The following is a 20,449-nucleotide window of genomic DNA, read 5'->3' on the forward strand; positions in this document are numbered from 1 at the left end:
CAGTTACTGCGTGGCATGATATGAGTACAGTTAACAAGACAGACATTGACGAAAGGCTGAAAAGCTTCGAGGAAGAGATAGGCTACACCTTCAAAAACAAGGATCTGCTTTACGAGGCGCTTTCCCACTCCTCCTACGCCAATGAATATAAGAAGGGCAGGCACTCCAATGAGAGACTGGAATTTCTGGGCGACAGCGTGCTTTCCATCGTAATATCCGAGCATCTGTTCAATCACTTCAAGCATCTGCCCGAGGGCGACCTTACAAAGATAAGAGCGTCACTGGTATGCGAAAAGGCTCTGTATGAATTTTCCAAGCAGATATCTCTGGGTCAGTACATTCTTCTTGGCAGAGGCGAGGAAAACACAGGCGGAAGAACACGCCCCTCTATCGTATCCGACGCATTTGAGGCTGTTATCGCAGCGGTGTTCCTTGACGGCGGAATGGAAGCCGCAAGAGAATATGTGCTGGGCTTTATTCCAAAGGACCTTGACAAGAGCACCGCAAACAATCTTCAGGATTACAAGACCATTCTTCAGGAGATAATCCAGAGAAATCCCGAGGAAAAGGTGGAGTACGTACTCAAGGGTCAGACAGGTCCCGACCACGACAGGCACTTCATCGTTGAGGTCTGCCTTAACTCCAACGTTATCGGTCACGGCGAGGGTCACAGCAAAAAGCAGGCTGAACAGCAGGCTGCAAAGGAAGCGCTCCGTCTTATGGGCGAGGTAAAGTAATGTCCCACGCAAATATCTCAGTGTTTATCCCCCATATGGGCTGCCCCAATGCCTGCTCATTCTGCAATCAGCGCACCATAAGCAGCACGGCTCACGCCCCCTCCCCCGATGAGGCTGAGGGTATCATCAGAGGGGCATATGAATATATGTCTCCCGAAAAGAGGAGAAACACCGAAATCGCCTTTTTCGGCGGCAGCTTTACCGCCATTGACAGGGAGTATATGATATCCCTGCTTGAAAGTGCGGACAGATACATCACCTGCGAAAACGGTTTTTGCGGTATAAGAATTTCCACTCGTCCCGACTGCATTGACGAGGAAATTCTTATGCTGCTGAAAAAATATCACGTTACCGCCATCGAGCTGGGCGCACAGTCCATGAATGACCGTGTGCTGGAAATGAATATGCGTGGCCACACTTCCGAGGACGTTCGCCGCTCCGCCGCAATGATAAAGTCATACGGCTTTGAGCTTGGTCTCCAGATGATGGTGGGGCTTTACGGCTCATCTCCCGCTGACGAGCTTTACACCATGAACGAGATCGTCAGATGCGCTCCCGCAACGGCAAGGATATATCCCGTGGCGGTGCTTGAGGGCACAAAGCTTGCGGAGCTTTACAAAGAGGGAAAATATGTGCTTTACCCCTTTGATGAATGTGTGAAGCTGTGCGCAGAGATATACAGCACCTTTGTCAAAAACAATATCCGTGTGATACGCATGGGTCTTCACGCTGAGGACGGCGTGGAGCAGAACGCTGTGGCGGGCTTTTATCACCCTGCTTTCGGCGAGATAGTACGCACGGAGATAATAAGAAAAATAATCGAAGAAAATCTCACGGAGGGCGAAAACCTCTGCGAGGCTCCCCCACGGCTCACAAGCAGTCTGTCGGGATATAAAAGATCAAACAGGATATATTTTGCGGACAGGAACGTTAAATTTCTCACAAACAAAGAGCTGCCCGAAAATGTGATCTCGGTAAACGGCAGAATATTCAAACTATATTAAGGCGGATATCAGATATATGTACTTAAAATCACTGGAACTGCAGGGCTTCAAGTCCTTTCCCGACAAGGTGAAGCTTGATTTCGGCAAGGGCATAACCGCCGTTGTCGGCCCCAACGGAAGCGGAAAATCAAACATTGGCGACGCCGTAAGGTGGGTGCTGGGCGAACAGTCCTCCAAAACTCTCAGAGGAGCGAAAATGGAGGACGTTATTTTTGCGGGCACTCAGCTGAGAAAGCCTGTGGGCTTTGCAAGCGTTACGCTGAACATTGTAAATGATAAAGGGCTGCTGAACATTGACGCTCCCGAGGTATCCGTTACCCGTAAGCTTTACCGCAGCGGCGAGAGCGAATACATAATAAACGGCTCACAGGTGCGCCTGAAAGACGTTACCGAGCTTTTCATGGACACGGGTCTGGGCAAGGACGGCTACTCCATTATCGGACAGGGCAGAGTTGCGGAGATAGTTTCATCAAAATCCAATGAGCGCCGTGACATTTTTGAGGAAGCCGCAGGCATTTCCAAATTCCGCTACAAAAAGGCGGAAGCGCAGCGCAGGCTCACTCAGGCAGAGGACAATATCCTGCGCCTGACGGATATAATATCCGAGCTGGAAAGCCGTGTTGAACCGCTGAGAAAGCAGTCGGAAAAGGCTGCGCAGTTCATAGAGCTTTCGGACGAAAAGAAATCGCTGGAAATAACCGTTTGGATGCACGAGCTTGATGAGCTGAGGACACGCCTTAACGAGCTGGGCGAAAAGGTGCTCATCAACGCTACCGAATACAACAACACCGAAACGGATATCGACCGCCTTGAAGAAGAATACCGCATTGTTTACAAGGACATTGCGGCGGGTAATATCCGCATAGAGAACCTCAACAACGCTGTTCTTGAAGAGGAGCGCTCCAACACGGCTATCCATTCTGACATCGCCGTTTTCAAAAACGATATCGAGCACTGCAGAAAGGCTATCGAGGATCTGGAAAAGCAGATGGAAAGCGCCAAGCTCTCCGACAGCGAGAACCGCCGCCTTACAGAGGAAAAGCTGGAAGAGATAAAGCGCATCGAGGCGGATATCCTCACCACTGACAGGGAATATTCCGATGCGGAGCGTGAATTTGCCGAAGCTGTGGGACAGCAGGACGGCTTTGAAAAGGAGTTCTCGGGTCACAGCGAGCAGCTCAACAAAATGTATATCCGTCAGTCGGAGCTGAACATCACCGTAAACACCTCCGACAATATGATAAAGGAAGCCGAGGAACAGAAGCAGGCTGCCGAAAAGCAGCTTGAAACCATAGTTTCGGGTGCGCAGAACCTTGACAGCGAGCGCAAAGAGGTAACAGACGGTCTTGCGCTGCTGGCTGAAAAGCGTGACGAGCAGACAAACCGCATAAGCGGTCTGAACAGGCTTTATGCCTCAAAAACAGAAAAGCTGAAAGCTGCCGAAAAGGAGCAGAACGACCTTACCATGTCAGTCAGGGAAAAGGAACAGAAAATGCGGCTGCTCCGTGACCTTGAAAACAGCATGGAGGGCTTCGGTCATGCGGTAAAGCAGGTACTGAGCGCAGGCAAAAACGGCCGCATACGTGGAATAATCGGCTCGGTGGCGCAGATAATCAGCGTGCCGTCGGAATACAGCCTTGCGGTGGAAACAGCTCTGGGCGGTGCTTTGCAGAACATCGTCACCGAAAATGAGGATGCTGCGAAGCGTGGTATCGGTCTGCTTAAAGAAACCAAGGGCGGTCGTGCCACATTCCTGCCTATTACCTCGGTAAAGGGAAACAGGCTCAACGAAAGCGGTCTTGACGGCTGTGTGGGCTTTGTGGCTCTGGGCTGCGATATCGTTACATATGACCCGAAATTTACGGGCATAGTCAATTCTTTGCTGGGCAGGACCGTCATTGCGGAGGATATCGACTGCGCAGGAAATATCGCCAAGAAATACGGCTACCGTTTCAGGATAGTTACGCTTGACGGTCAGGTGGTAAATGCAGGCGGTTCATTTACGGGAGGTTCCGCAAACCGCTCCGCAGGCATTCTCACACGTAAGAACGAGATTGAAAAGCTGAACGGCGAAGTTACCGATCTGACAGGCAAGCTTGATGAGCTGAAAAGCCGCACTGCCTCTCTAAGGGCTGAGACGGACAAGATGCGAATTGACATAGAAGCGGCAAATGACGATCTGCGTGCAATGGATCAGGATAAGATTCGCTTTGAGTCTGAGCTTAAACGAATCGAACAGGTTGCGGAGCAGAGCGTGAACGGCAGGAAAAATGCCGAGGAGACCATTGCCCGCTTTGAAAAGCGTCTGAGCGATATAAGAGCCGCTGCCGAAAAGGCAGGAGCGGAGCTTGCAAGGCTCTGCCAAGAAATATCCGCCGCAGAGGAAAAGTCGGGCGAGGACAAGAGGATAATGGACGAGCTGAAAAGCCGCCGTGACTCTCTTTCATCAAAAATGTCCGACATGAAGATAAAGAAAACGGCTCTGGAAAAGGATCTGGAGGCTGTTAAGGAAAGCATAAAGGCTCTGGAAGAGCAGAGCCGCTCCATCGGTGACAGCTCTGTCAAGTCCGCAATGGCTATCGAGGAGCAGAACCGCATTATCGCTGAAAAGAACGAGCTTATCGCAAAGCGTGAAAAGGCTCTGGAAAGCTCGGGCAGCAGGACAGAGGATATCCACAGGCAGATATCCCTTACACAGGCGGAGAACCTTGAAAAGGAACGGCAGTCTGTGGAGATACGCCAGAAGATAAAAACGCTCACCGATGACAAGGAAAAGCTGGGTGCTGAAAAGACCCGTCTGGAAGAGCGGAGGAAAACATCTCAGTCCGCTTATGACAAGATAGTTTCCGACATGGCGGAGCAGTACGAGCTTTATCCATCGGAAGCAGCGTCGCTCATTATCCCCGATGCAGACAAGGGCGAAATAACCGCACGCCTCAACACCATAAAGCAGAAGATAAGAAATCTGGGCACGGTAAATCTTTCGGCCATTGAAGAATACAAGGAAGTTTCCGAAAGATACGAGTTTATGTCGGGTCAGCTTTCCGACATAAACAGCTCCAAGCGTGAGCTGGAAAAGCTTATAGACGAGCTGACCGAGACTATGAAGACAAGATTTGCGGAAAGCTTCAAGGAGATAAACGCCAACTTCAAGCGCATATTCACCGAGCTTTTCGGCGGTGGCCGTGCGGAGCTGGTTCTCACCGACCCTGACGAAGTGCTTGAATCGGGAATCGAGATAAATGTTGCACCTCCCGGAAAGGTAATAAAAAATCTGTCGCTGCTTTCAGGCGGCGAGCAGGCTTTCGTGGCTATCGCAATTTACTTTGCAATACTTAAAATAAAGCCTGCGCCTTTCTGTATCCTTGACGAGATCGAGGCGGCGCTCGATGATGTGAACGTATCAAAGTACGCACATTATCTGCGCAATTTTACCGACACTACACAGTTCATCACCGTAACTCACCGTCGTGGCACCATGGAAGAGGCGGACGTTATGTACGGCGTTACCATGCAGGAAAAGGGCATTTCCCGACTGCTGAAAATGGAGCAGCCTCCTGCGGATATTGAAGCTGAATAAGGAAGCAAAGCCATGCAAATAGTTGACGGAAAGCCTTATATACAACAAATAAAGGAGCTTATTATCGAATACACCAAGCGGCTTGTATGTGACCTTATACTAATCACCAATAAAACTATAGACAAAAAAAATACACCGCTCCCGAGGGAGAGCTTCTCGTGGCGGTGGAAGGCGAAGATGTCCTTGGAATGATAGCCTATCACAGACATTCCGACACACGCTGCGAAATGATGCGGCTGTATGTAAAGCCCTCATGCCGTGGCATGAAGCTTGGCGAAAAGCTTATTGAAGAGCTTATCGATCACGCAAGGCAGGCGGGATATAAGGAAATGGTGCTTGACACCATCGTCCCCCTGCAGTCGGCGATACATATGTACAAAAAGCTGGGCTTTGCCGAGTGTGAGCCGTATTATCACAATCCCATGCCCGATGTGCTGTATTTTAGAAAAAAGCTGTAAAAATCCATACCAAACAGGAGGGTAAAAGCCAATGAAAATAAAGACTGTTGCCGTTTTAGGTGCAGGCGCTGTAGGCTCATATATCATATGGGGTCTGGCAGACCGCAAAGATGTTACAACAGGTGTTATCGCCGAAGGTGAACGTGCAGAGCGCCTAAAAAAAGGCTGCACCATAAATCATGTGACCTATCACCCACAGGTGTGGACTCCCAAGGAAGCTCACGGAGTTGACCTGCTCATAGTTTCGCTGAAATACGGTGCACTGCCCTCTGCCATGGAAAGTATCCGTGAAGCCGTTGGCGAAAATACTATAGTTATGAGCCTTATGAACGGCGTTGACAGCGAGGAGCTTATCGAAAAAGAAACGGGCAGCAAAAATGTTTTATACTCACTTATAAAGGTCGCTTCTCACCATGAAGCTGACGGCTGCTGCTTTGACCCTGAGACCACTATCGGCATAGTTTTCGGCGAAAATGAAGCGCCTTTTGACAGCGAAAATGTACTTGCAGTGGAAGAGCTTTTCTCGGGTACGGATATCCACTTCCGCCGCACCGAATATATCAGAGAGGAGATATGGAGCAAATTCAGGATGAATGTATGCAACAATCTTCCTCAGGCGATACTTGGCGCAGGTGTGGGCTGCTATCGTGACAGCGTTCATATGCAGGCTATAAGCGACGGCCTAAGGCAGGAGCTGGAAGCCATTGCGGCGGCAAAGGGCATAGATATAAGCAAGGCGGACAAGTCATCAAGCCGTGGAAGCGCCGTTCCGCCCTCTGCACGATATTCCACATTGCAGGACCTTGATGCAAAGCGCCACACGGAGATAGATATGTTTTCGGGTGCGCTTATGAAAATGGGCAGGGAGCTTGGTATCCCCACGCCTTACAATGAATACACCTATCACATGATAAAGGCGCTGGAAGAAAAGAACGACGGACTTTTTGACTATTCTGGCAATGAACAGGCGACGTATTCAAGATGATTTTTGCCCGATAAACTAACATTCTGAAAGGGTAGGTCATATTGAAGCTCAGATCAAAGCATTTAAGAAGCACAGTGGAAATGCTTTTATTATCCTGCGTTTTGTTTTCTGCTGTCGGCTGTACTTCCGATAACAAATCATCTGATAAAATTTCGGAAGATGATATTTCTGGCGGGATACTTCGCAAGGAAGTTTTTGCGCTTGTTTCAAGTGCTGAAAATTCTGACACGGATTACTCCCTGCAATACGGATACATCGAGGATATCGGCGACGGCAGAGGCTACACTGCAGGGATCATTGGCTTTACCACAGGCATTGGCGGTCTGCCGGACGTGGTGGAACTATCTTGCTGCGTTCCTGGATGCAAGAGTGAGTTTTTTATGATAGTAAAAAGTATTTCATAATGGATAAACTTGATCCTATTCTTTTACAGGAATACTTCTCTGTTGGTTATGAATATTATTTTTACAATTCTAAGTTACTGAAAAAGAAAGACCCTTTGCTATTCGATTATATTGAAAGGTTGGTAAAAAATGACTATTGAAAGGCTTGAAACAATTATTCCGAATAACGAAGGAAAAACAATGGGAGAATTGTATAGTGAATTGTTAGGCAAAGGCTTTTCTGATAAAGATGCACAAATTATTATACAGCAGCATATGGCAACAATAGCTTCACAGATGCCAAAATCCGAATACTCACACGAAGACCCTATAGGGTGGAGAAATTTACATTAAATAATAATTTTTAACTGCTCCTTCGGGGGCGGTATAATTTTGCCTAAAAAGCCCTTAAACCAATTTTTAAAGGAGGAATTTCCATGAAGAAGGAAGAACTTACAGCTCTCGGAATTACCGATGAGCAGGCGGCAAAGGTGCTGGAAATGCACGGAAAGGAGCAGAATGAAGCTGCGTCCAAGCTCTCGGAGGCTGAAAATAAGCTTGCCGCTGCGGAGAAGAACGCCAAGGAGCTTACCGAAAAGGTCAAGGCATTTGACGGCGTTGACGTGGCTGCCCTCAAAAAGACCGCCGAGGACTGGGAGACCAAGTACAATGCGGACATCACAAAGGCAAAGGTGGATAATGCGGTCTCGCTGGCACTCACAAGAGCGGGTGCAAAGGACGTTGGTCTTGCCCGACACCTCATCGACAGGCTGTTATGCAGCCGGAAGAGGCTCATGCCGAGCTTTCCCGAGTGGATACTCAGCGCAAATTCCTGAACGGGAAAAATTTCACGCTGGAGCTTCCTCTTGAATGGACTATGTACGGCGATGAATTTTATCTTGACAAAGAACAGCTCGACGGTATAGCAGACTAAATACGGAATGGGGTAAATTATGGGAATATTTGATTTGTTCAAGCGCCAAAAGCCAAGCATCACCATTGATGAACTTAAATCAAGGGAATATGAGCAGGAATATTTTGAGGAATGCAAATATATCTGGAAAAACTATGTACCCAAGAGCGGTCAGGCGGATAATTTGCAGGGAGAACTGCTGAGGGAAGCAGAAGCACTCCGCTGCGAGGCTCAGGACAACGGAAACATCAACTGGGATTATGACTATGCTTATTTCTGCGATTTTATCAGATCATCTCTGAACGCTCAGAGCATTTTTTCAGATGAGGATAAGGAAGAGATATCCCTCATAATGAACTTCATAAAGGAATGCGGTCTGTATGCCAAAAGGTATAACAGCAGCAAAAGCCCGGATGAAAATGTTGATATAGAAAAGCTTGCTTACACGGAGGATAACCTGTATGACATTATCTGCGACAAAATAGGCAGGCTGCAAAAGGAAAATTCCCGGCCGATACCCTATCGGGCAAATGACAGGATAAAAAGATAACAGACATTCCGGAGGTAACGATGAAATATTTCGGTGATGATCTTGGCGGACTTCTGGACACAAAAGGACGCAGCGGGCATAATCCTCATGCCCCTGACACGCCATTAGCTGCTTCATCTCAACCAGTGCGGCAAAATAAAGAGCGAGCTGACACATCAGTAAAAAAAATAATTGCCTGATAATACCTTTGTTAATAAAAAATTAACTAAAAGGAGCGGCTTTTTATTTATAATATAAGATAGGTATATATGCGTGCGCTGCTGCACTATCTCAAGGAGGCTGTCATATATGGGATTTTTCGATAAAATTGCCGAGGGCATCAAAAAGACCAGAGACTCGATGATGAGCAAGGTCAATTCCCTTATAAATTCGTTTACCAAGATAGATGAAGATTTTTTTGAAGAGCTTGAAGAAACTCTTATAATGTGCGATATCGGCGTGCAGACTTCTGTTGATATCTGCGCCGAGCTGAGAAAAAAGGTCAAGGAAAAGGGCATCACCGACCCTATGCTCATAAAAGACGAGCTGAAAGCCATCATCACCGAAATGCTTGGCGAGGACAAGAAGCTTGACCTTTCCACAAAGCCGTCTGTAGTGCTTGTTATCGGCGTAAACGGTGCGGGCAAGACCACCACCATAGGAAAGCTGGCGGCACAGCTCACAAATCAGGGCAAAAAGGTAATAGTTGCCGCCGCCGATACATTCAGAGCCGCTGCTATCGACCAGCTCCAGATATGGGTGGATCGTGCAGGTGCGGATATCGTAAAGCACAATGAGGGCAGCGACCCCGCTTCCGTTGTGTTTGATGCAATCACAGCCGCAAAGGCAAGAAATGCGGACGTTGTTATCTGCGACACCGCAGGCAGACTTCACAACAAAAAGAACCTTATGGACGAGCTGAAAAAGATAACCCGAATCTGCTCACAGCAGGCAGAGGGCTGCTCCATAGAGACCCTGCTGGTGCTTGACGCTACCACAGGTCAGAACGCCGTTAATCAGGCAAAGCTTTTCTCGGAAGTGGCTGACATTACGGGTATCGTACTTACAAAGCTGGACGGCACTGCAAAGGGCGGCATAATCATCACCATTCACCGTGAGCTTGGCATTCCCGTAAAGCTTGTGGGCGTGGGCGAGAAGATAGACGATCTTATGGAATTTTCCGCAAAGGATTATGCGGACGCTCTCTTTGCCACCGAGACAGACTTTGCAGGCAACTATGAACGTCTGACAGATGATGAAAACGAGGCTGAGGAAGATACCGCTGAGGAAGCACAGCCTGCCGATGAAACTGAGGAAGAAGCTTCTTCCGAGGAAGAAACTCAGGAGGAAGAGGAAATCCCCGAAATCACCGAGGAAGTTCTCGATGAAGAGCCTGCTCCCATTGATATGCCTGAGGAAATAATGGACGAATCCCCCGTTGAGGAAATGCCCACAGAGGCTGCCGAGGAGAAAATTCCCATACCCGACACAGAAGAACAGCCTGCGGAGCCTGAAAAGAAGAGCCTGAAGGACGGCAAGTTCGGCTTCCTGTTCAAGGAAATTACCTTCGGCAAGAAGAAAAAAGACGATGAAGAAAAGTAAACGAGGTCATATATGAAACTGATATTAGCTTCAAACAACAAAAACAAGCTGAGAGAATTCCGTGAGATTCTGGAGCCTATGGGCTTTGATGTAATATCCCAGTCGGAAGCCGGCGCAAACATCGAGGTAGAGGAAACAGGAACTACCTTTGAGGAAAATGCTTATCTCAAAGCAAAGGCAATTTACGATATGTTCCACCTACCTGTCATTTCCGATGACAGCGGACTTGAAGTTGATGCCCTGAACGGCGCTCCCGGAATATACTCCGCCAGATATGCGGAGGAGGGCAAGCGCTGCGCAAGAGTTCTCTCCGAGCTTGAAAACGTCCCGGATGACAAACGCACAGCACGATTCAGATGCTGCATCTGCTACATTGACGAAAACGGCAATAAGAATATAGTTTCAGGCGCCTGCGAGGGCAAGATAGGCTACGAAAAGCGTGGAACCAACGGCTTCGGTTATGACCCTATCTTCATGTTCGGCGACAGATCCTTTGCGGAGCTTTCCGCCGATGAAAAAAATCAGGTGAGCCACAGAAGCGATGCTCTCAGGAAATTCAGAGAGCTTATTGAAAAAAATTACCCTGCAAAGCAGTAAATCCCATATTCAGCAAAAGGAAGTGTTAACTTGGATTACAGCCAGGAAAATATAAGAAATTTCTGCATTATCGCCCACATCGACCACGGCAAGTCAACTCTTGCGGACCGTATCCTGGAGCTTACCTCCACTGTCGCAAAGCGTGACATGGAAGATCAGCTGCTTGATAACATGGATATCGAAAGAGAGCGTGGAATAACCATAAAGGCCCGTGCCGTGCGGCTCATGTACAAGGCGGACGACGGAAAGGAATATGTTTTCAACCTTATCGACACCCCGGGTCACGTTGACTTCAACTATGAAGTTTCACGCTCGCTGGCAGCCTGCGAGGGCGCTGTGCTGGTAGTGGACGCATCTCAGGGTATCGAAGCCCAGACCCTTGCCAACACTTACCTTGCTATTGAGCATGATCTTGAAGTCGTTCCCGTTGTCAACAAAATAGACCTGCCCTCCGCAGAGCCTGAAAGGGTATGCGCCGAGGTGGAAAGCGTTATCGGCATTCCCGCAATGGACGCTCCCCGTATCTCCGCAAAAATGGGCACAAACGTCAAGGCAGTACTTGAAAAGATAGTTACCGACGTACCCTGCCCCAAGGGCGATGTGAACGCTCCCCTGAAAGCTCTTATTTTCGACAGCTACTACGATTCCTACAAGGGCGTTATAATTTACGTCCGTGTTATCGACGGCTCCGTAAAGATTGGTCAGACCATTCATCTTATGGCAACAGGCGCTGATTTCACCGTTGTAGAAACGGGCTACATGGGCGCTACTGACCTTGTTAATGCAGGAACTATAAAGGCAGGCGAGGTTGGCTACATTGCCGCTTCAATCAAATCTATCGGCGACACAAAGGTGGGCGACACCGTTACCGATGCAGCTGATCCCTGCGATGAAGCTCTCCCCGGCTACCGTGAGGTAAACCCCATGGTATATTCGGGTATATATCCTGCGGACGGCGCAAAGTACGGCGATCTCCGTGACGCACTGGAAAAGCTCCGGCTCAATGACGCTGCCCTTTCCTTTGAGCCTGAGACTTCTATCGCTCTGGGCTTCGGATTCCGCTGCGGCTTCCTTGGACTTCTCCATATGGAAATAATCCAGGAGCGCCTTGAACGTGAATACAACCTTGACCTTATCACCACCGCCCCCTCCGTTATCTACAAAGTAAACCTTACAAACGGCGAGACGGTATATATCGACAACCCCTCAAACTATCCCGACAACTCAGTTATCGCCTCCGCCGAGGAGCCAATGGTAAAGGCATCTATCCTTTCCCCCTCCGACTATGTGGGCAACATTATGGAGCTTTGCCAGGACAGGCGTGGTATTTTCAAGGATATGAAATATCTGGACGAAACAAGAGTGGAGCTTCACTATGAGCTGCCCCTCAACGAGATAGTTTATGACTTCTTTGATGCCCTCAAATCTAAGACAAGGGGCTATGCTTCATTTGATTACGAATTTATGGGCTATGCTCCTTCCAAGCTTGTCAAGCTTGATGTGCTTCTCAACGGCGAGGTGGTGGATGCACTTTCGTTCATTATCCACGTTGACAAGGCATATGCACGAGGCAGACGAATTGCTGAAAAGCTCAAAGACAATATCCCCCGCCAGATGTTTGAAGTTCCCATTCAGGCGGCTATCGGCGGCAAGGTCATTGCAAGAGAGACCGTAAAGGCAATGCGCAAGGACGTGCTTGCAAAGTGCTACGGCGGCGATATCACCCGAAAGAAAAAGCTGCTTGAAAAGCAGAAGGAGGGCAAGAAGCGTATGCGCCAGCTGGGTACTGTTGAAGTTCCTCAGGAAGCGTTTATGGCTGTGCTCAAGCTTGATGAATAAAACGAATATGACAGGACTTTATATTCATGTGCCCTTCTGCCGCAGGAAATGTCTTTACTGCGACTTTTATTCCCAGACCGATCTTTCCCTTACCGACAGCTACGTTAAGGCTGTGGTAAGGAACATAAGGGCTGCAAATATCACCGCCGATACCGTTTATTTCGGCGGCGGAACGCCATCTCTCCTGAGCGGCGCACAAATTTATGATATCATTTCTGCGGCGGATATTTCGGCGGACGCTGAGATATCCGCCGAGTGCAATCCCGATTCCGCCACTCTCCAGCTTATGAGGGATTTCAGAGCGGCAGGCATAAACCGCCTTTCTATCGGCATACAGAGCTTTAATGATGACGAGCTTAAAATGATGGGCAGGCTACACAGCTCCCGTCAGGCGGCGGAGGCTGTACAGAACGCACAAAAGGCAGGCTTTGAAAATATCTCCGCTGACCTTATGCTTGGACTTCCCTATCAGACAGAAGAGACCGTGCGGGATAATATCAGGAAGCTTGCGGAGCTGAATGTTACCCACATTTCTGCCTATATGCTGAAAATCGAGGAGAACACTCCCCTAGCGGGCTGCCCCGAGCTGGTAAGCGCTGCGGCGGACGATGACAAATCGGCGGACATCTATCTTATGGCAGTAGATATGCTTGCGGAAAACGGCTTCGGGCAGTATGAGATATCCAACTTTGCAAAAGCAGGCTATGAATGCCGTCACAATCTGAAATACTGGCGGTGCGAGGAATATTTCGGCACAGGCCCCTCCGCCCACTCCTGCATGAACGGCAAAAGATTTTATGTTCCGAGGGATATTGCAGGCTACATTAGTTCCCCACGCCAGCATGAGATAGTCTCGGACGAGTCCCCCTGCACCGAAGAAGAAAAAATGATGCTTGCCCTGCGGCTTTCCGAGGGCTGCGATATCTCAGGCTGCAAAAGCAAGGAAAATATTATAAAAGCAGCAAAACCCATGGAACCCCATGGGCTGCTTAAAATAAACGGAGACAGAATAATTCTCACCCCCGAGGGCTTTCTGCTCTCCAACGAGATAATTTGCAGGCTCACCGATGAATTGTAATACTAAGCACCAATTAAAAACTATACAAAAAATTGAGCATAATCTTGCGTATATGGATTATGCGATGATTTTTTGTCTATAGTTTTATTGGTGATTAGTATAATACAATAAAAAAGAGAAAAGCCCCTGTTCATATGAGCAGGGGCTTTTTCAGGGAGATGACGGTACGCTCTCAGGGAAAAAGCATATCGTCTGTAGAGTGAGCATACGTGACAGGGAATCACGCATTATCGGAAAATGGGAATAATCATAAATAATGAAAAACAAATATGGCAGCGTTGTCTTTGGGACAGCGCTGCCATAGCGTTTTTTAGTGTTATTCTGTTTCAGGCTGATATTGAAATCAAACTCTGAAAAGGAGGTCGCCGTAGGTGGGGAAAGGCCATTCCTTTTCGGGAGTGATGGTCTCCAGCTCATCTGCAACAGCTCTCAGGTTCTGCATGGAAGCAAATACGGAGTTTCTGTAGTATCTTGCAGTAGCCTCGTAGCCGTCCTCATCAGCAACGCCGATAAGCTTTGCATCAAGGTCGTCAATAGCGTCTGCAATGCCTGCGTTAAGAGCGCTTACCTTGTCAGCAAGCTTCTTTTCCAGGTCAGCGGATACGCCTGCTGCCTTCTTAGCATTAACGGAATCAGCAAGCTCCTTAGCAAAGCCCATACCTGCGGGCAGGATCTGCTTCTTAGCCATATCCAGCATTGTAAGAGCCTCGATGTTGATGATCTTGGAGTAGTTCTCAAGAATGATCTCGGTTCTGGACTGGAGCTCGGTTCTGGTGTAGATCTTGAACATCTCGAACATCTTGACGTTCTTCTCATCAGTATAGTGAGGAACAGCATCAACAGTGGAAGCATAGTTGGGAAGACCACGCTTTGCAGCCTCTTCTACCCAGCTTGCATCATAGCCGTTGCCGTTGAAGATGATCCTCTTGTGCTTCTTGATAGTCTCAACAAGGAGCTTGTTAAGCTCGGTGGAGAAATCAGCAGCGCCTTCAAGTCTGTCGGCAAATTCCTTAAGGGAATTTGCAACGATAGTGTTGAGTATGCAGTTTGTGCAGGCGATGGTCTCGGAAGAACCAAGGCTTCTGAACTCGAACTTGTTACCTGTGAATGCGAAAGGAGAAGTTCTGTTACGGTCTGTGGTATCCTTGGGGAAGTTGGGGAGAGCCTCAACGCCGATAACAAATTCCTCGTTGGCGTCAGTCTTTATCATCTCGCCGGACTCGAGAGCATCAAGTATCTGCTGAAGCTCAGTGCCTACGAAGATGGACATGATTGCGGGGGGTGCCTCGTTAGCGCCAAGACGGTGGTCATTGCCTGCGGAAGCAACGGAAAGTCTCAGCAGGTCAGCATTCTCATCAACAGCCTTGATGATAGCTGCAAGGAAGGTAAGGAACTGGATATTGTCCTTAGGATTCTTGCCGGGGTCGAGAAGGTTCTGACCCTCGTTAGTGGAGATAGACCAGTTATTGTGCTTACCGGAACCGTTAACGCCTGCGAAAGGCTTCTCGTGGAGGAGGCAGACAAGACCGTGCTTAAGAGCTACCTTCTTCATGATCTCCATGGTAAGAGCGTTCTGGTCAGCAGCAACGTTTGATGTGGTGAAGATAGGAGCCATCTCGTGCTGAGCGGGAGCAACCTCGTTATGCTCAGTCTTGGAGTAGATACCAAGCTTCCAGAGCTCTTCATCAAGATCGGTCATGTACTCATGAACTCTGTCCTTGATGTTGCCGAAGTAATGGTCTTCAAGCTCCTGACCCTTAGGTGCCTTAGCGCCGAAAAGGGTTCTGCCGGTGTAGATAAGATCCTTACGCTGATCGTAAAGCTTCTTGTCAACGAGGAAATATTCCTGCTCGGGGCCTACAGTAGTGGTAACTCTTGTAGCATTGGAACCGAAGAGCTTCAGAACTCTTACAGCCTGCTCGGAAATAACCTCCATTGAACGGAGAAGAGGAGTCTTCTTATCGAGGACTTCGCCTGTGTAGGAGCAGAATGCTGTAGGTATGTAAAGTGTGTTATCCTTGATAAATGCGGGAGATGTGGGGTCCCATGCGGTGTAGCCTCTTGCCTCGAATGTAGCTCTCAGACCGCCGGAGGGGAAGGAAGACGCATCAGGCTCGCCCTTGATAAGCTCCTTGCCTGAGAATTCCATTATTACCTTTCCGTCATCTGTAGGAGAGATAAAGGAATCGTGCTTCTCTGCGGAAAGACCTGTCATGGGGTGGAACCAGTGGGTGTAGTGAGTAACGCCCTGCTCTACAGCCCAGTCCTTCATAGCGGTTGCGATAACATCGGCAACATCGGGATCGAGTGCAGTTCCCATAGTCTTGGTCTTAAGAAGAGCCTTATAAACGTTCTTGGGAAGTCTGGACTTCATTGTTTCCTCGTTAAAAACATTGCAGCCGAAATAATCGGGTACATTCTTAACTCCCTGGATAATACTCTCTGACATAATATTTTCCTCCCTTAAAAATCATCAAAAACAAAAGACACCGACAGACAGTGCCCGCTTTTTATGCGGTAACTGTTTATCGGCGTCATTGCCTTTGAAATATTAACTGTGTTTTAGTATGTTTATATAATACACCATTATTTCCTGTTTGTCAAGCCCTTTTTCAAACATTATTGCAAGATTTATAAAATAGCTTGCATTTTGACATCTTTTTTACGCATTTTGCAGAAAAATCAGCCGAAATACGAATTTTAAAGAGCATTAACATTCAGCATAATCTTTGTTTACGGAAGCAGACGGTTCATGTCTCTGGGGAACATGGAAGCCTGACGGACATTTGCCTGACCGAGAAGCTTCATAACAAGTCTCTCGAGACCGATACCCAGACCGCCGTGAGGAGGAAGTCCGTACTTGTGGCTCTCGAGGTAGCTCTTGAAGTCCTCGGGGTCAAGACCCTGTGCCTTCATCTTTTCAAGCTGCTCGTTGTAATCGTGGATACGCTGACCGCCTGTTGTGATCTCCAGACCTCTGAAAAGAAGGTCGAACTTGCAGGCTGTTCTGGGGTCTTCCTTGTCGTTCATTGCATAGAAAGGAGGCTTGGAAGAGGGGAAGTTTGTTACAAAGATAAACTCTGTACCGTAGTTCTCCTTTGCCCAGTTGCAGAGGAACACCTCGTCCTCAGGCTCCAGGTCAAACTTGTTCTTTGCCTTGCTGCCCTTGATAAGTGTAACAGCGTCCTCGAACTTTACTGCGGGTATCTCGGTGATCTCAGGGATATCTGCATTCAGTATCTTTATTTCATTTGCATAGTTTTCCTTCAGGTAATCCATCAGGTAGCGGAGCATTGCGGTCTCCATATTCATAACGTCGTACATATCGTTGATGAAGCCCATCTCAAAGTCAAGACCGATGTACTCGTTCAGGTGACGTGAGGTTGAGTGACGCTCTGCACGGTAAACGGGAGCGATCTCGAAAACTCTGTCGAAGAAAGCCACAGCAGCCTGCTTGTAGAACTGAGGAGACTGGTTGAGGAATGCCTCGTGATCGAAGTAGTCAAGACGGAAGATGTTTGCGCCGCCCTCTGCGCCCTGTGCAACGATCTTGGGTGTGTGGATCTCGGTGAATTTATTCTTTATCATAAACTCTCTGAATCCTGAAACAACGCCCTCCTGGAACTTGAAAACAGCTCTTTCCACGGGATTTCTCAGGGCAACGCTTCTGTTATCCAGATTAACGTCCAGTGTGCAGCCGATCTTTCTTGCGGAAACGTGGAGAGGATAATCAAACTCGGGCTTGTGGATAAGCTTGATGCCTGTCATGGCGATCTCGATGCCGTTGTAAGCACGGTCGTCCCTTCTTACAGTACCCTTGACTGTAACGAAGCAGCCCTCCTTGATGCCGTCGATGCTGTCGGGGCAGGTCTCGGGGGAATATACGGACTGGATAAGGTATCTTGCTGTTCTGAGTATTACAAAAGCAAATCCGCCCATCTTCTTAACCTTATGAACGCAGGCAGAGATCTCTATCTCCTTGCCCTCGCTGTTCTTGGCTTCTTCAAGGTCAAATTCGCACAAAATGTCATTGCCGTTGATTTTTTCCATTGATATTAACCACCTTTTTCGGCATTTTTCACCGAGAAATTTTTCTTTATAAAAAAGATTATACCACAGCTTTCCGCTGTTGTCAACATTTTTGCCTTTCAGCCCTCAATTTATTCTCCCATAAGCTTCTCTGTGACAGGTCCGCAGGTAGAAATGCAGTCGAAAAGATAAATGCACATCATCAGCCAGAAGGACACGCAGGTGAAAATTATGGGAAAAGTCCTTTTCTTATGGTACTCATTGAACTGAGGGAAGGATATCCTGTGATTAGCAAGCAGCACTATCAAGGTTATGGTGCCGATGACACCGAAGCCCACAATAAGCAGCATCCAGTATATGGAAGCGGACTCCTCGCCCAGATAATACTCCGCAAAGCTGTTGGTCATGGCAGAGGTATTCACGAATATATGCCCTGCTATGGGGAGAATGAGGGAGCCTGTTTTTACCGCAGCGTAACCGAAAACTATGCCGAGACAAATGCACAGCACTGTCTGAACGAAGTTTCCGTGCATAAGTCCGAAGATAAGTGCGGACATGAATATGGCAAAGCTCTGGCTTATCCTGCTGAGGCGGCGGAGAATAACCCCTCTGAACATAAGTTCCTCAGCAATGGGAGCAAGTATGGCGGTGGTCACAAAGCTTACCGCCAGATATGTGGGGCTAAGCTCCTCCTCAGTCAGGTAATCCTCCGATATGGGCGATATGCCTATGGAGAACATTCCGTTTATAAGCAGCGCCTGACAGATAAGCGCCGCAGCATATGCGAACATTACCATTCCGAAGAAAGCAAGAACAGACTTTGAACCAATCCTGTCCGTTCTGAAATAATCACCGGCGGAAGCATGGCTCGTGCCCTTGTCAAAAAGGAAAATACCTATGCAGAACACAATGGACGGCAGACTTCCCGCAATATTGTAAAGCCAGTCAACTATAGCCGTTCCGTCCTCGGTATAGCGGAACTCATATCCGCTGAGGCTCATTATTATAAAGATAGCCTGCGCCATAATGAACGAGCCGACACAGTGCACCATAGCCCTGCCGAATGTGCCGAAATACTGCCTTTTCAGCGCCTTGCGCTCCTGCGGGGAGACCTCGAACATATCTCCGTTCCCCATATTTCCGCTCGGATACTGCGGAGTATAAGGCACATAGGGACGATATCCGCCCTGAACGGGTGCGCTATAACCATTGTTTGCAGGCTCATTGCTGTTCTGCCCGTAATTCTGTCCGTTGAAATTGTTATCCATATTACCTCCGTATCACTCACCGAAGCGTGCTTTCAGCTTGTCAAGGATAAGCCATGCGCACTTGTTGATGTCGCCGCAGCCCATGGTAAGGATAAGGTCGCCCTCTTCCGCATGGCTGCTCACATACTCGGCGCACAGCTCAAAGTTGCGGTCGTGATCCTGTTCGTCCTCAAACCACACAGCGCCCTCGACCTTGTTGCCAAGGTCCTTGTCATAGATATTGTAAGTATTTTTCTCACGGGAGCCCATAATAGCGGTGATAACACACTTGTCGGCGATTTTCAGCACCCTTGCGAAATCGTCCAGCAGAAGTGCAGTACGTGAGAATGTAAAGGGCTGGAAAACTGCCCATACGTGGTTGAAGTTCATGCCCTTTGCCGCCCTGAGAGTTGCTTCCAGCTCTGTAGGGTGATGACCGTAATCATCGCAGACGGTGATGTTATGCACCTCGCCGTATTTTTCAAAGCGGCGCTTTGCACCTCTGAAGGAGTCAAGACCGTTTCTCACCATTTCGCCGTCAGCGCCCGATTCATATGCGGCAGCAGCTGCGGCAACGGCGTTGAGAACATTGTGCTCGCCGGGGACATGAAGAGCCGCATGGGTGAAAAGCTCGCCATTATGGAGAATATCAAACTCGGTAAGCAGACCGTTCTTTCTCTCAACATTGGCAGGCTGCCACTCGCAGCCATCGGAATAGCCGAAGGTTATAATGTTTTCTATGCCCTCAAGAGCGCTCATTGTGTTTTTATCATCGCCGTTGGCAATGACCTTTCCTGCCATGGAGCAGAACTTGCCGAAGGACTTTTTGATGTTATCGAGAGTGCCGAAATAGTCAAGGTGGTCTGCGTCCACGTTCAGCACCACTGCGATATCGGGATAAAGCTTTAAGAAGTGATCCTCAAACTCGCAGGCCTCGCACACCATCGTTTCGGAAGAGCCTACGCAGCCGCTTCCGCCGATGATAGGCAGCTTTCCGCCGATGTAAGCGGTGATATCAATGCCGCCCTGCTTCAGTATCTGAGTTATCATAGAGGTAACGGTGGTCTTGCCGTGGGTTCCGCTGACGCATACGGCATTGGAGTACATCTTTGTGATGATGCCCAGCAGCTCGCTTCGCTCCAGAACAGGAACTCCGCTGGCGTTTGCCGCAATAAGCTCGGGATTATCCTGCATAATGGCAGCCGTGCGGATTATCAGATCGGCGCCCTTGATATTGTCAGCGCTCTGACCCAGAAATACCTCAATTCCCATCGACCTTACAGCCTTTAGGGTGTCGGTCTCGTTATTATCCGAGCCTGTGATATAATAACCCTTTGAATGAAGTATCTGGGCAAGGGGATACATACCGCTGCCGCCAATTCCTATCATATGAATATGTTTTTTATCTTTCAAAATATCATCATCAAATTTTCCAACAAAGTTATTCAAAAGTTTCACCTCAGTTAAG

At 48.4% G+C, this 20,449-nt stretch carries 18 protein-coding genes and 1 pseudogene; 15 read left to right on the forward strand and 4 right to left on the reverse strand.

What is annotated here, in order from left to right; translation table 11 throughout:
* Positions 1 to 20 precede the first annotated feature (20 nt).
* The 15 genes and pseudogenes from rnc (at position 21) to hemW (ending at position 13,705) form a co-directional block, all read left to right on the forward strand.
* The gene (gene rnc / locus OCV68_RS03515) at positions 21 to 737 is read left to right on the forward strand and encodes a ribonuclease III (protein ID WP_022474274.1); all 717 of its coding nucleotides are present in this window, start codon (positions 21 to 23) and stop codon (positions 735 to 737) included.
* Positions 737 to 1,741: an elongator complex protein 3 gene (locus OCV68_RS03520; protein ID WP_262570778.1), complete on the forward strand. Its 1,005-nt coding sequence runs from the start codon at positions 737 to 739 to the stop codon at positions 1,739 to 1,741. The genes rnc and OCV68_RS03520 overlap by 1 nt, the downstream gene beginning before the upstream one ends.
* A gap of 16 nt (positions 1,742 to 1,757) precedes the next feature.
* The gene (smc, locus tag OCV68_RS03525) at positions 1,758 to 5,321 is read left to right on the forward strand and encodes a chromosome segregation protein SMC (protein ID WP_262570780.1); all 3,564 of its coding nucleotides are present in this window, start codon (positions 1,758 to 1,760) and stop codon (positions 5,319 to 5,321) included.
* Positions 5,322 to 5,485: 164 nt separating this feature from the next.
* On the forward strand, positions 5,486 to 5,779 hold the full coding sequence (locus tag OCV68_RS03530) for a GNAT family N-acetyltransferase (RefSeq protein WP_262570781.1): 294 nt from the start codon (positions 5,486 to 5,488) through the stop codon (positions 5,777 to 5,779).
* A gap of 31 nt (positions 5,780 to 5,810) precedes the next feature.
* Positions 5,811 to 6,764 carry a ketopantoate reductase family protein gene (locus OCV68_RS03535; RefSeq protein WP_262570782.1) on the forward strand — a complete coding sequence of 318 codons (954 nt, stop codon included), beginning with the start codon at positions 5,811 to 5,813 and terminating at the stop codon, positions 6,762 to 6,764.
* 41 nt (positions 6,765 to 6,805) lie between these two features.
* Positions 6,806 to 7,168, forward strand: a complete 363-nt coding sequence (locus OCV68_RS14670) for a chitosanase (RefSeq protein WP_317259197.1) — start codon at positions 6,806 to 6,808, stop codon at positions 7,166 to 7,168.
* A 129-nt stretch (positions 7,169 to 7,297) separates the two neighbouring features.
* The gene (locus OCV68_RS03545) at positions 7,298 to 7,501 is read left to right on the forward strand and encodes a hypothetical protein (protein ID WP_262570784.1); all 204 of its coding nucleotides are present in this window, start codon (positions 7,298 to 7,300) and stop codon (positions 7,499 to 7,501) included.
* Between the two features lie 83 nt (positions 7,502 to 7,584).
* On the forward strand, positions 7,585 to 7,983 hold the full coding sequence (locus OCV68_RS03550; RefSeq protein WP_262570786.1) for a phage scaffolding protein: 399 nt from the start codon (positions 7,585 to 7,587) through the stop codon (positions 7,981 to 7,983).
* Positions 7,959 to 8,081 carry a hypothetical protein gene (locus tag OCV68_RS03555; protein WP_262570787.1) on the forward strand — a complete coding sequence of 41 codons (123 nt, stop codon included), beginning with the start codon at positions 7,959 to 7,961 and terminating at the stop codon, positions 8,079 to 8,081. Before OCV68_RS03550 ends, OCV68_RS03555 begins: the two co-directional genes overlap by 25 nt.
* Positions 8,082 to 8,100: 19 nt before the next feature.
* The gene (locus tag OCV68_RS03560) at positions 8,101 to 8,610 is read left to right on the forward strand and encodes a hypothetical protein (RefSeq protein WP_262570788.1); all 510 of its coding nucleotides are present in this window, start codon (positions 8,101 to 8,103) and stop codon (positions 8,608 to 8,610) included.
* A gap of 20 nt (positions 8,611 to 8,630) precedes the next feature.
* Entirely contained in the window at positions 8,631 to 8,789 is a 159-nt protein-coding gene (locus OCV68_RS03565) for a hypothetical protein (protein ID WP_262570790.1), read from the forward strand.
* 109 nt (positions 8,790 to 8,898) lie between these two features.
* Positions 8,899 to 9,798: pseudogene (gene ftsY / locus OCV68_RS03570) on the forward strand (signal recognition particle-docking protein FtsY); the annotation flags it as partial.
* 405 nt (positions 9,799 to 10,203) lie between these two features.
* Positions 10,204 to 10,788: an RdgB/HAM1 family non-canonical purine NTP pyrophosphatase gene (gene rdgB / locus OCV68_RS03575; protein WP_022474266.1), complete on the forward strand. Its 585-nt coding sequence runs from the start codon at positions 10,204 to 10,206 to the stop codon at positions 10,786 to 10,788.
* Between the two features lie 30 nt (positions 10,789 to 10,818).
* Positions 10,819 to 12,627 (forward strand): translation elongation factor 4, encoded by a 1,809-nt coding sequence (gene lepA, locus OCV68_RS03580; protein ID WP_262570792.1) that lies wholly within the window; start codon positions 10,819 to 10,821, stop codon positions 12,625 to 12,627.
* Between the two features lie 7 nt (positions 12,628 to 12,634).
* Positions 12,635 to 13,705: a radical SAM family heme chaperone HemW gene (gene hemW, locus OCV68_RS03585; RefSeq protein ID WP_262570794.1), complete on the forward strand. Its 1,071-nt coding sequence runs from the start codon at positions 12,635 to 12,637 to the stop codon at positions 13,703 to 13,705.
* 343 nt (positions 13,706 to 14,048) lie between these two features.
* Here the strand turns inward: hemW and OCV68_RS03590 are convergent, their stop codons facing one another.
* The 4 genes from OCV68_RS03590 to murC form a co-directional block, all read right to left on the reverse strand.
* Positions 14,049 to 16,154: a glutamine synthetase III family protein gene (locus OCV68_RS03590; protein ID WP_262570796.1), complete on the reverse strand. Its 2,106-nt coding sequence runs from the start codon at positions 16,152 to 16,154 to the stop codon at positions 14,049 to 14,051.
* Between the two features lie 284 nt (positions 16,155 to 16,438).
* A complete protein-coding gene (gene aspS / locus OCV68_RS03595) occupies positions 16,439 to 17,755 on the reverse strand; it encodes an aspartate--tRNA(Asn) ligase (protein ID WP_147621140.1) in 1,317 nt (438 codons plus the stop codon).
* Positions 17,756 to 17,865: 110 nt separating this feature from the next.
* Positions 17,866 to 19,002, reverse strand: coding sequence for a CPBP family intramembrane glutamic endopeptidase (locus OCV68_RS03600; RefSeq protein WP_262570797.1), 1,137 nt, complete (start codon positions 19,000 to 19,002; stop codon positions 17,866 to 17,868).
* A 12-nt stretch (positions 19,003 to 19,014) separates the two neighbouring features.
* Positions 19,015 to 20,370 (reverse strand): UDP-N-acetylmuramate--L-alanine ligase, encoded by a 1,356-nt coding sequence (gene murC / locus OCV68_RS03605; RefSeq protein ID WP_262570954.1) that lies wholly within the window; start codon positions 20,368 to 20,370, stop codon positions 19,015 to 19,017.
* Positions 20,371 to 20,449: the final 79 nt, after the last annotated feature.

It is taken from the genome of Huintestinicola butyrica, assembly GCF_025567215.1.
Classification (GTDB): domain Bacteria; phylum Bacillota; class Clostridia; order Oscillospirales; family Ruminococcaceae; genus Huintestinicola; species Huintestinicola butyrica.

Excerpts from the sequence above, each read along its gene's own strand:
- rnc (WP_022474274.1), top strand. The coding sequence starts at position 21 with ATGAGTACAGTTAACAAGACAGACATTGACGAAAGGCTGAAAAGCTTC.
- OCV68_RS03520 (WP_262570778.1), top strand. The coding sequence starts at position 737 with ATGTCCCACGCAAATATCTCAGTGTTTATCCCCCATATGGGCTGCCCC.
- smc (WP_262570780.1), top strand. The coding sequence starts at position 1,758 with ATGTACTTAAAATCACTGGAACTGCAGGGCTTCAAGTCCTTTCCCGAC.
- OCV68_RS03535 (WP_262570782.1), top strand. The coding sequence starts at position 5,811 with ATGAAAATAAAGACTGTTGCCGTTTTAGGTGCAGGCGCTGTAGGCTCA.
- OCV68_RS03545 (WP_262570784.1), top strand. The coding sequence starts at position 7,298 with ATGACTATTGAAAGGCTTGAAACAATTATTCCGAATAACGAAGGAAAA.
- OCV68_RS03550 (WP_262570786.1), top strand. The coding sequence starts at position 7,585 with ATGAAGAAGGAAGAACTTACAGCTCTCGGAATTACCGATGAGCAGGCG.
- OCV68_RS03560 (WP_262570788.1), top strand. The coding sequence starts at position 8,101 with ATGGGAATATTTGATTTGTTCAAGCGCCAAAAGCCAAGCATCACCATT.
- OCV68_RS03565 (WP_262570790.1), top strand. The coding sequence starts at position 8,631 with ATGAAATATTTCGGTGATGATCTTGGCGGACTTCTGGACACAAAAGGA.
- rdgB (WP_022474266.1), top strand. The coding sequence starts at position 10,204 with ATGAAACTGATATTAGCTTCAAACAACAAAAACAAGCTGAGAGAATTC.
- hemW (WP_262570794.1), top strand. The coding sequence starts at position 12,635 with ATGACAGGACTTTATATTCATGTGCCCTTCTGCCGCAGGAAATGTCTT.
- OCV68_RS03590 (WP_262570796.1), bottom strand. The coding sequence starts at position 16,154 with ATGTCAGAGAGTATTATCCAGGGAGTTAAGAATGTACCCGATTATTTC.
- aspS (WP_147621140.1), bottom strand. The coding sequence starts at position 17,755 with ATGGAAAAAATCAACGGCAATGACATTTTGTGCGAATTTGACCTTGAA.
- OCV68_RS03600 (WP_262570797.1), bottom strand. The coding sequence starts at position 19,002 with ATGGATAACAATTTCAACGGACAGAATTACGGGCAGAACAGCAATGAG.
- murC (WP_262570954.1), bottom strand. The coding sequence starts at position 20,370 with ATGATAGGAATTGGCGGCAGCGGTATGTATCCCCTTGCCCAGATACTT.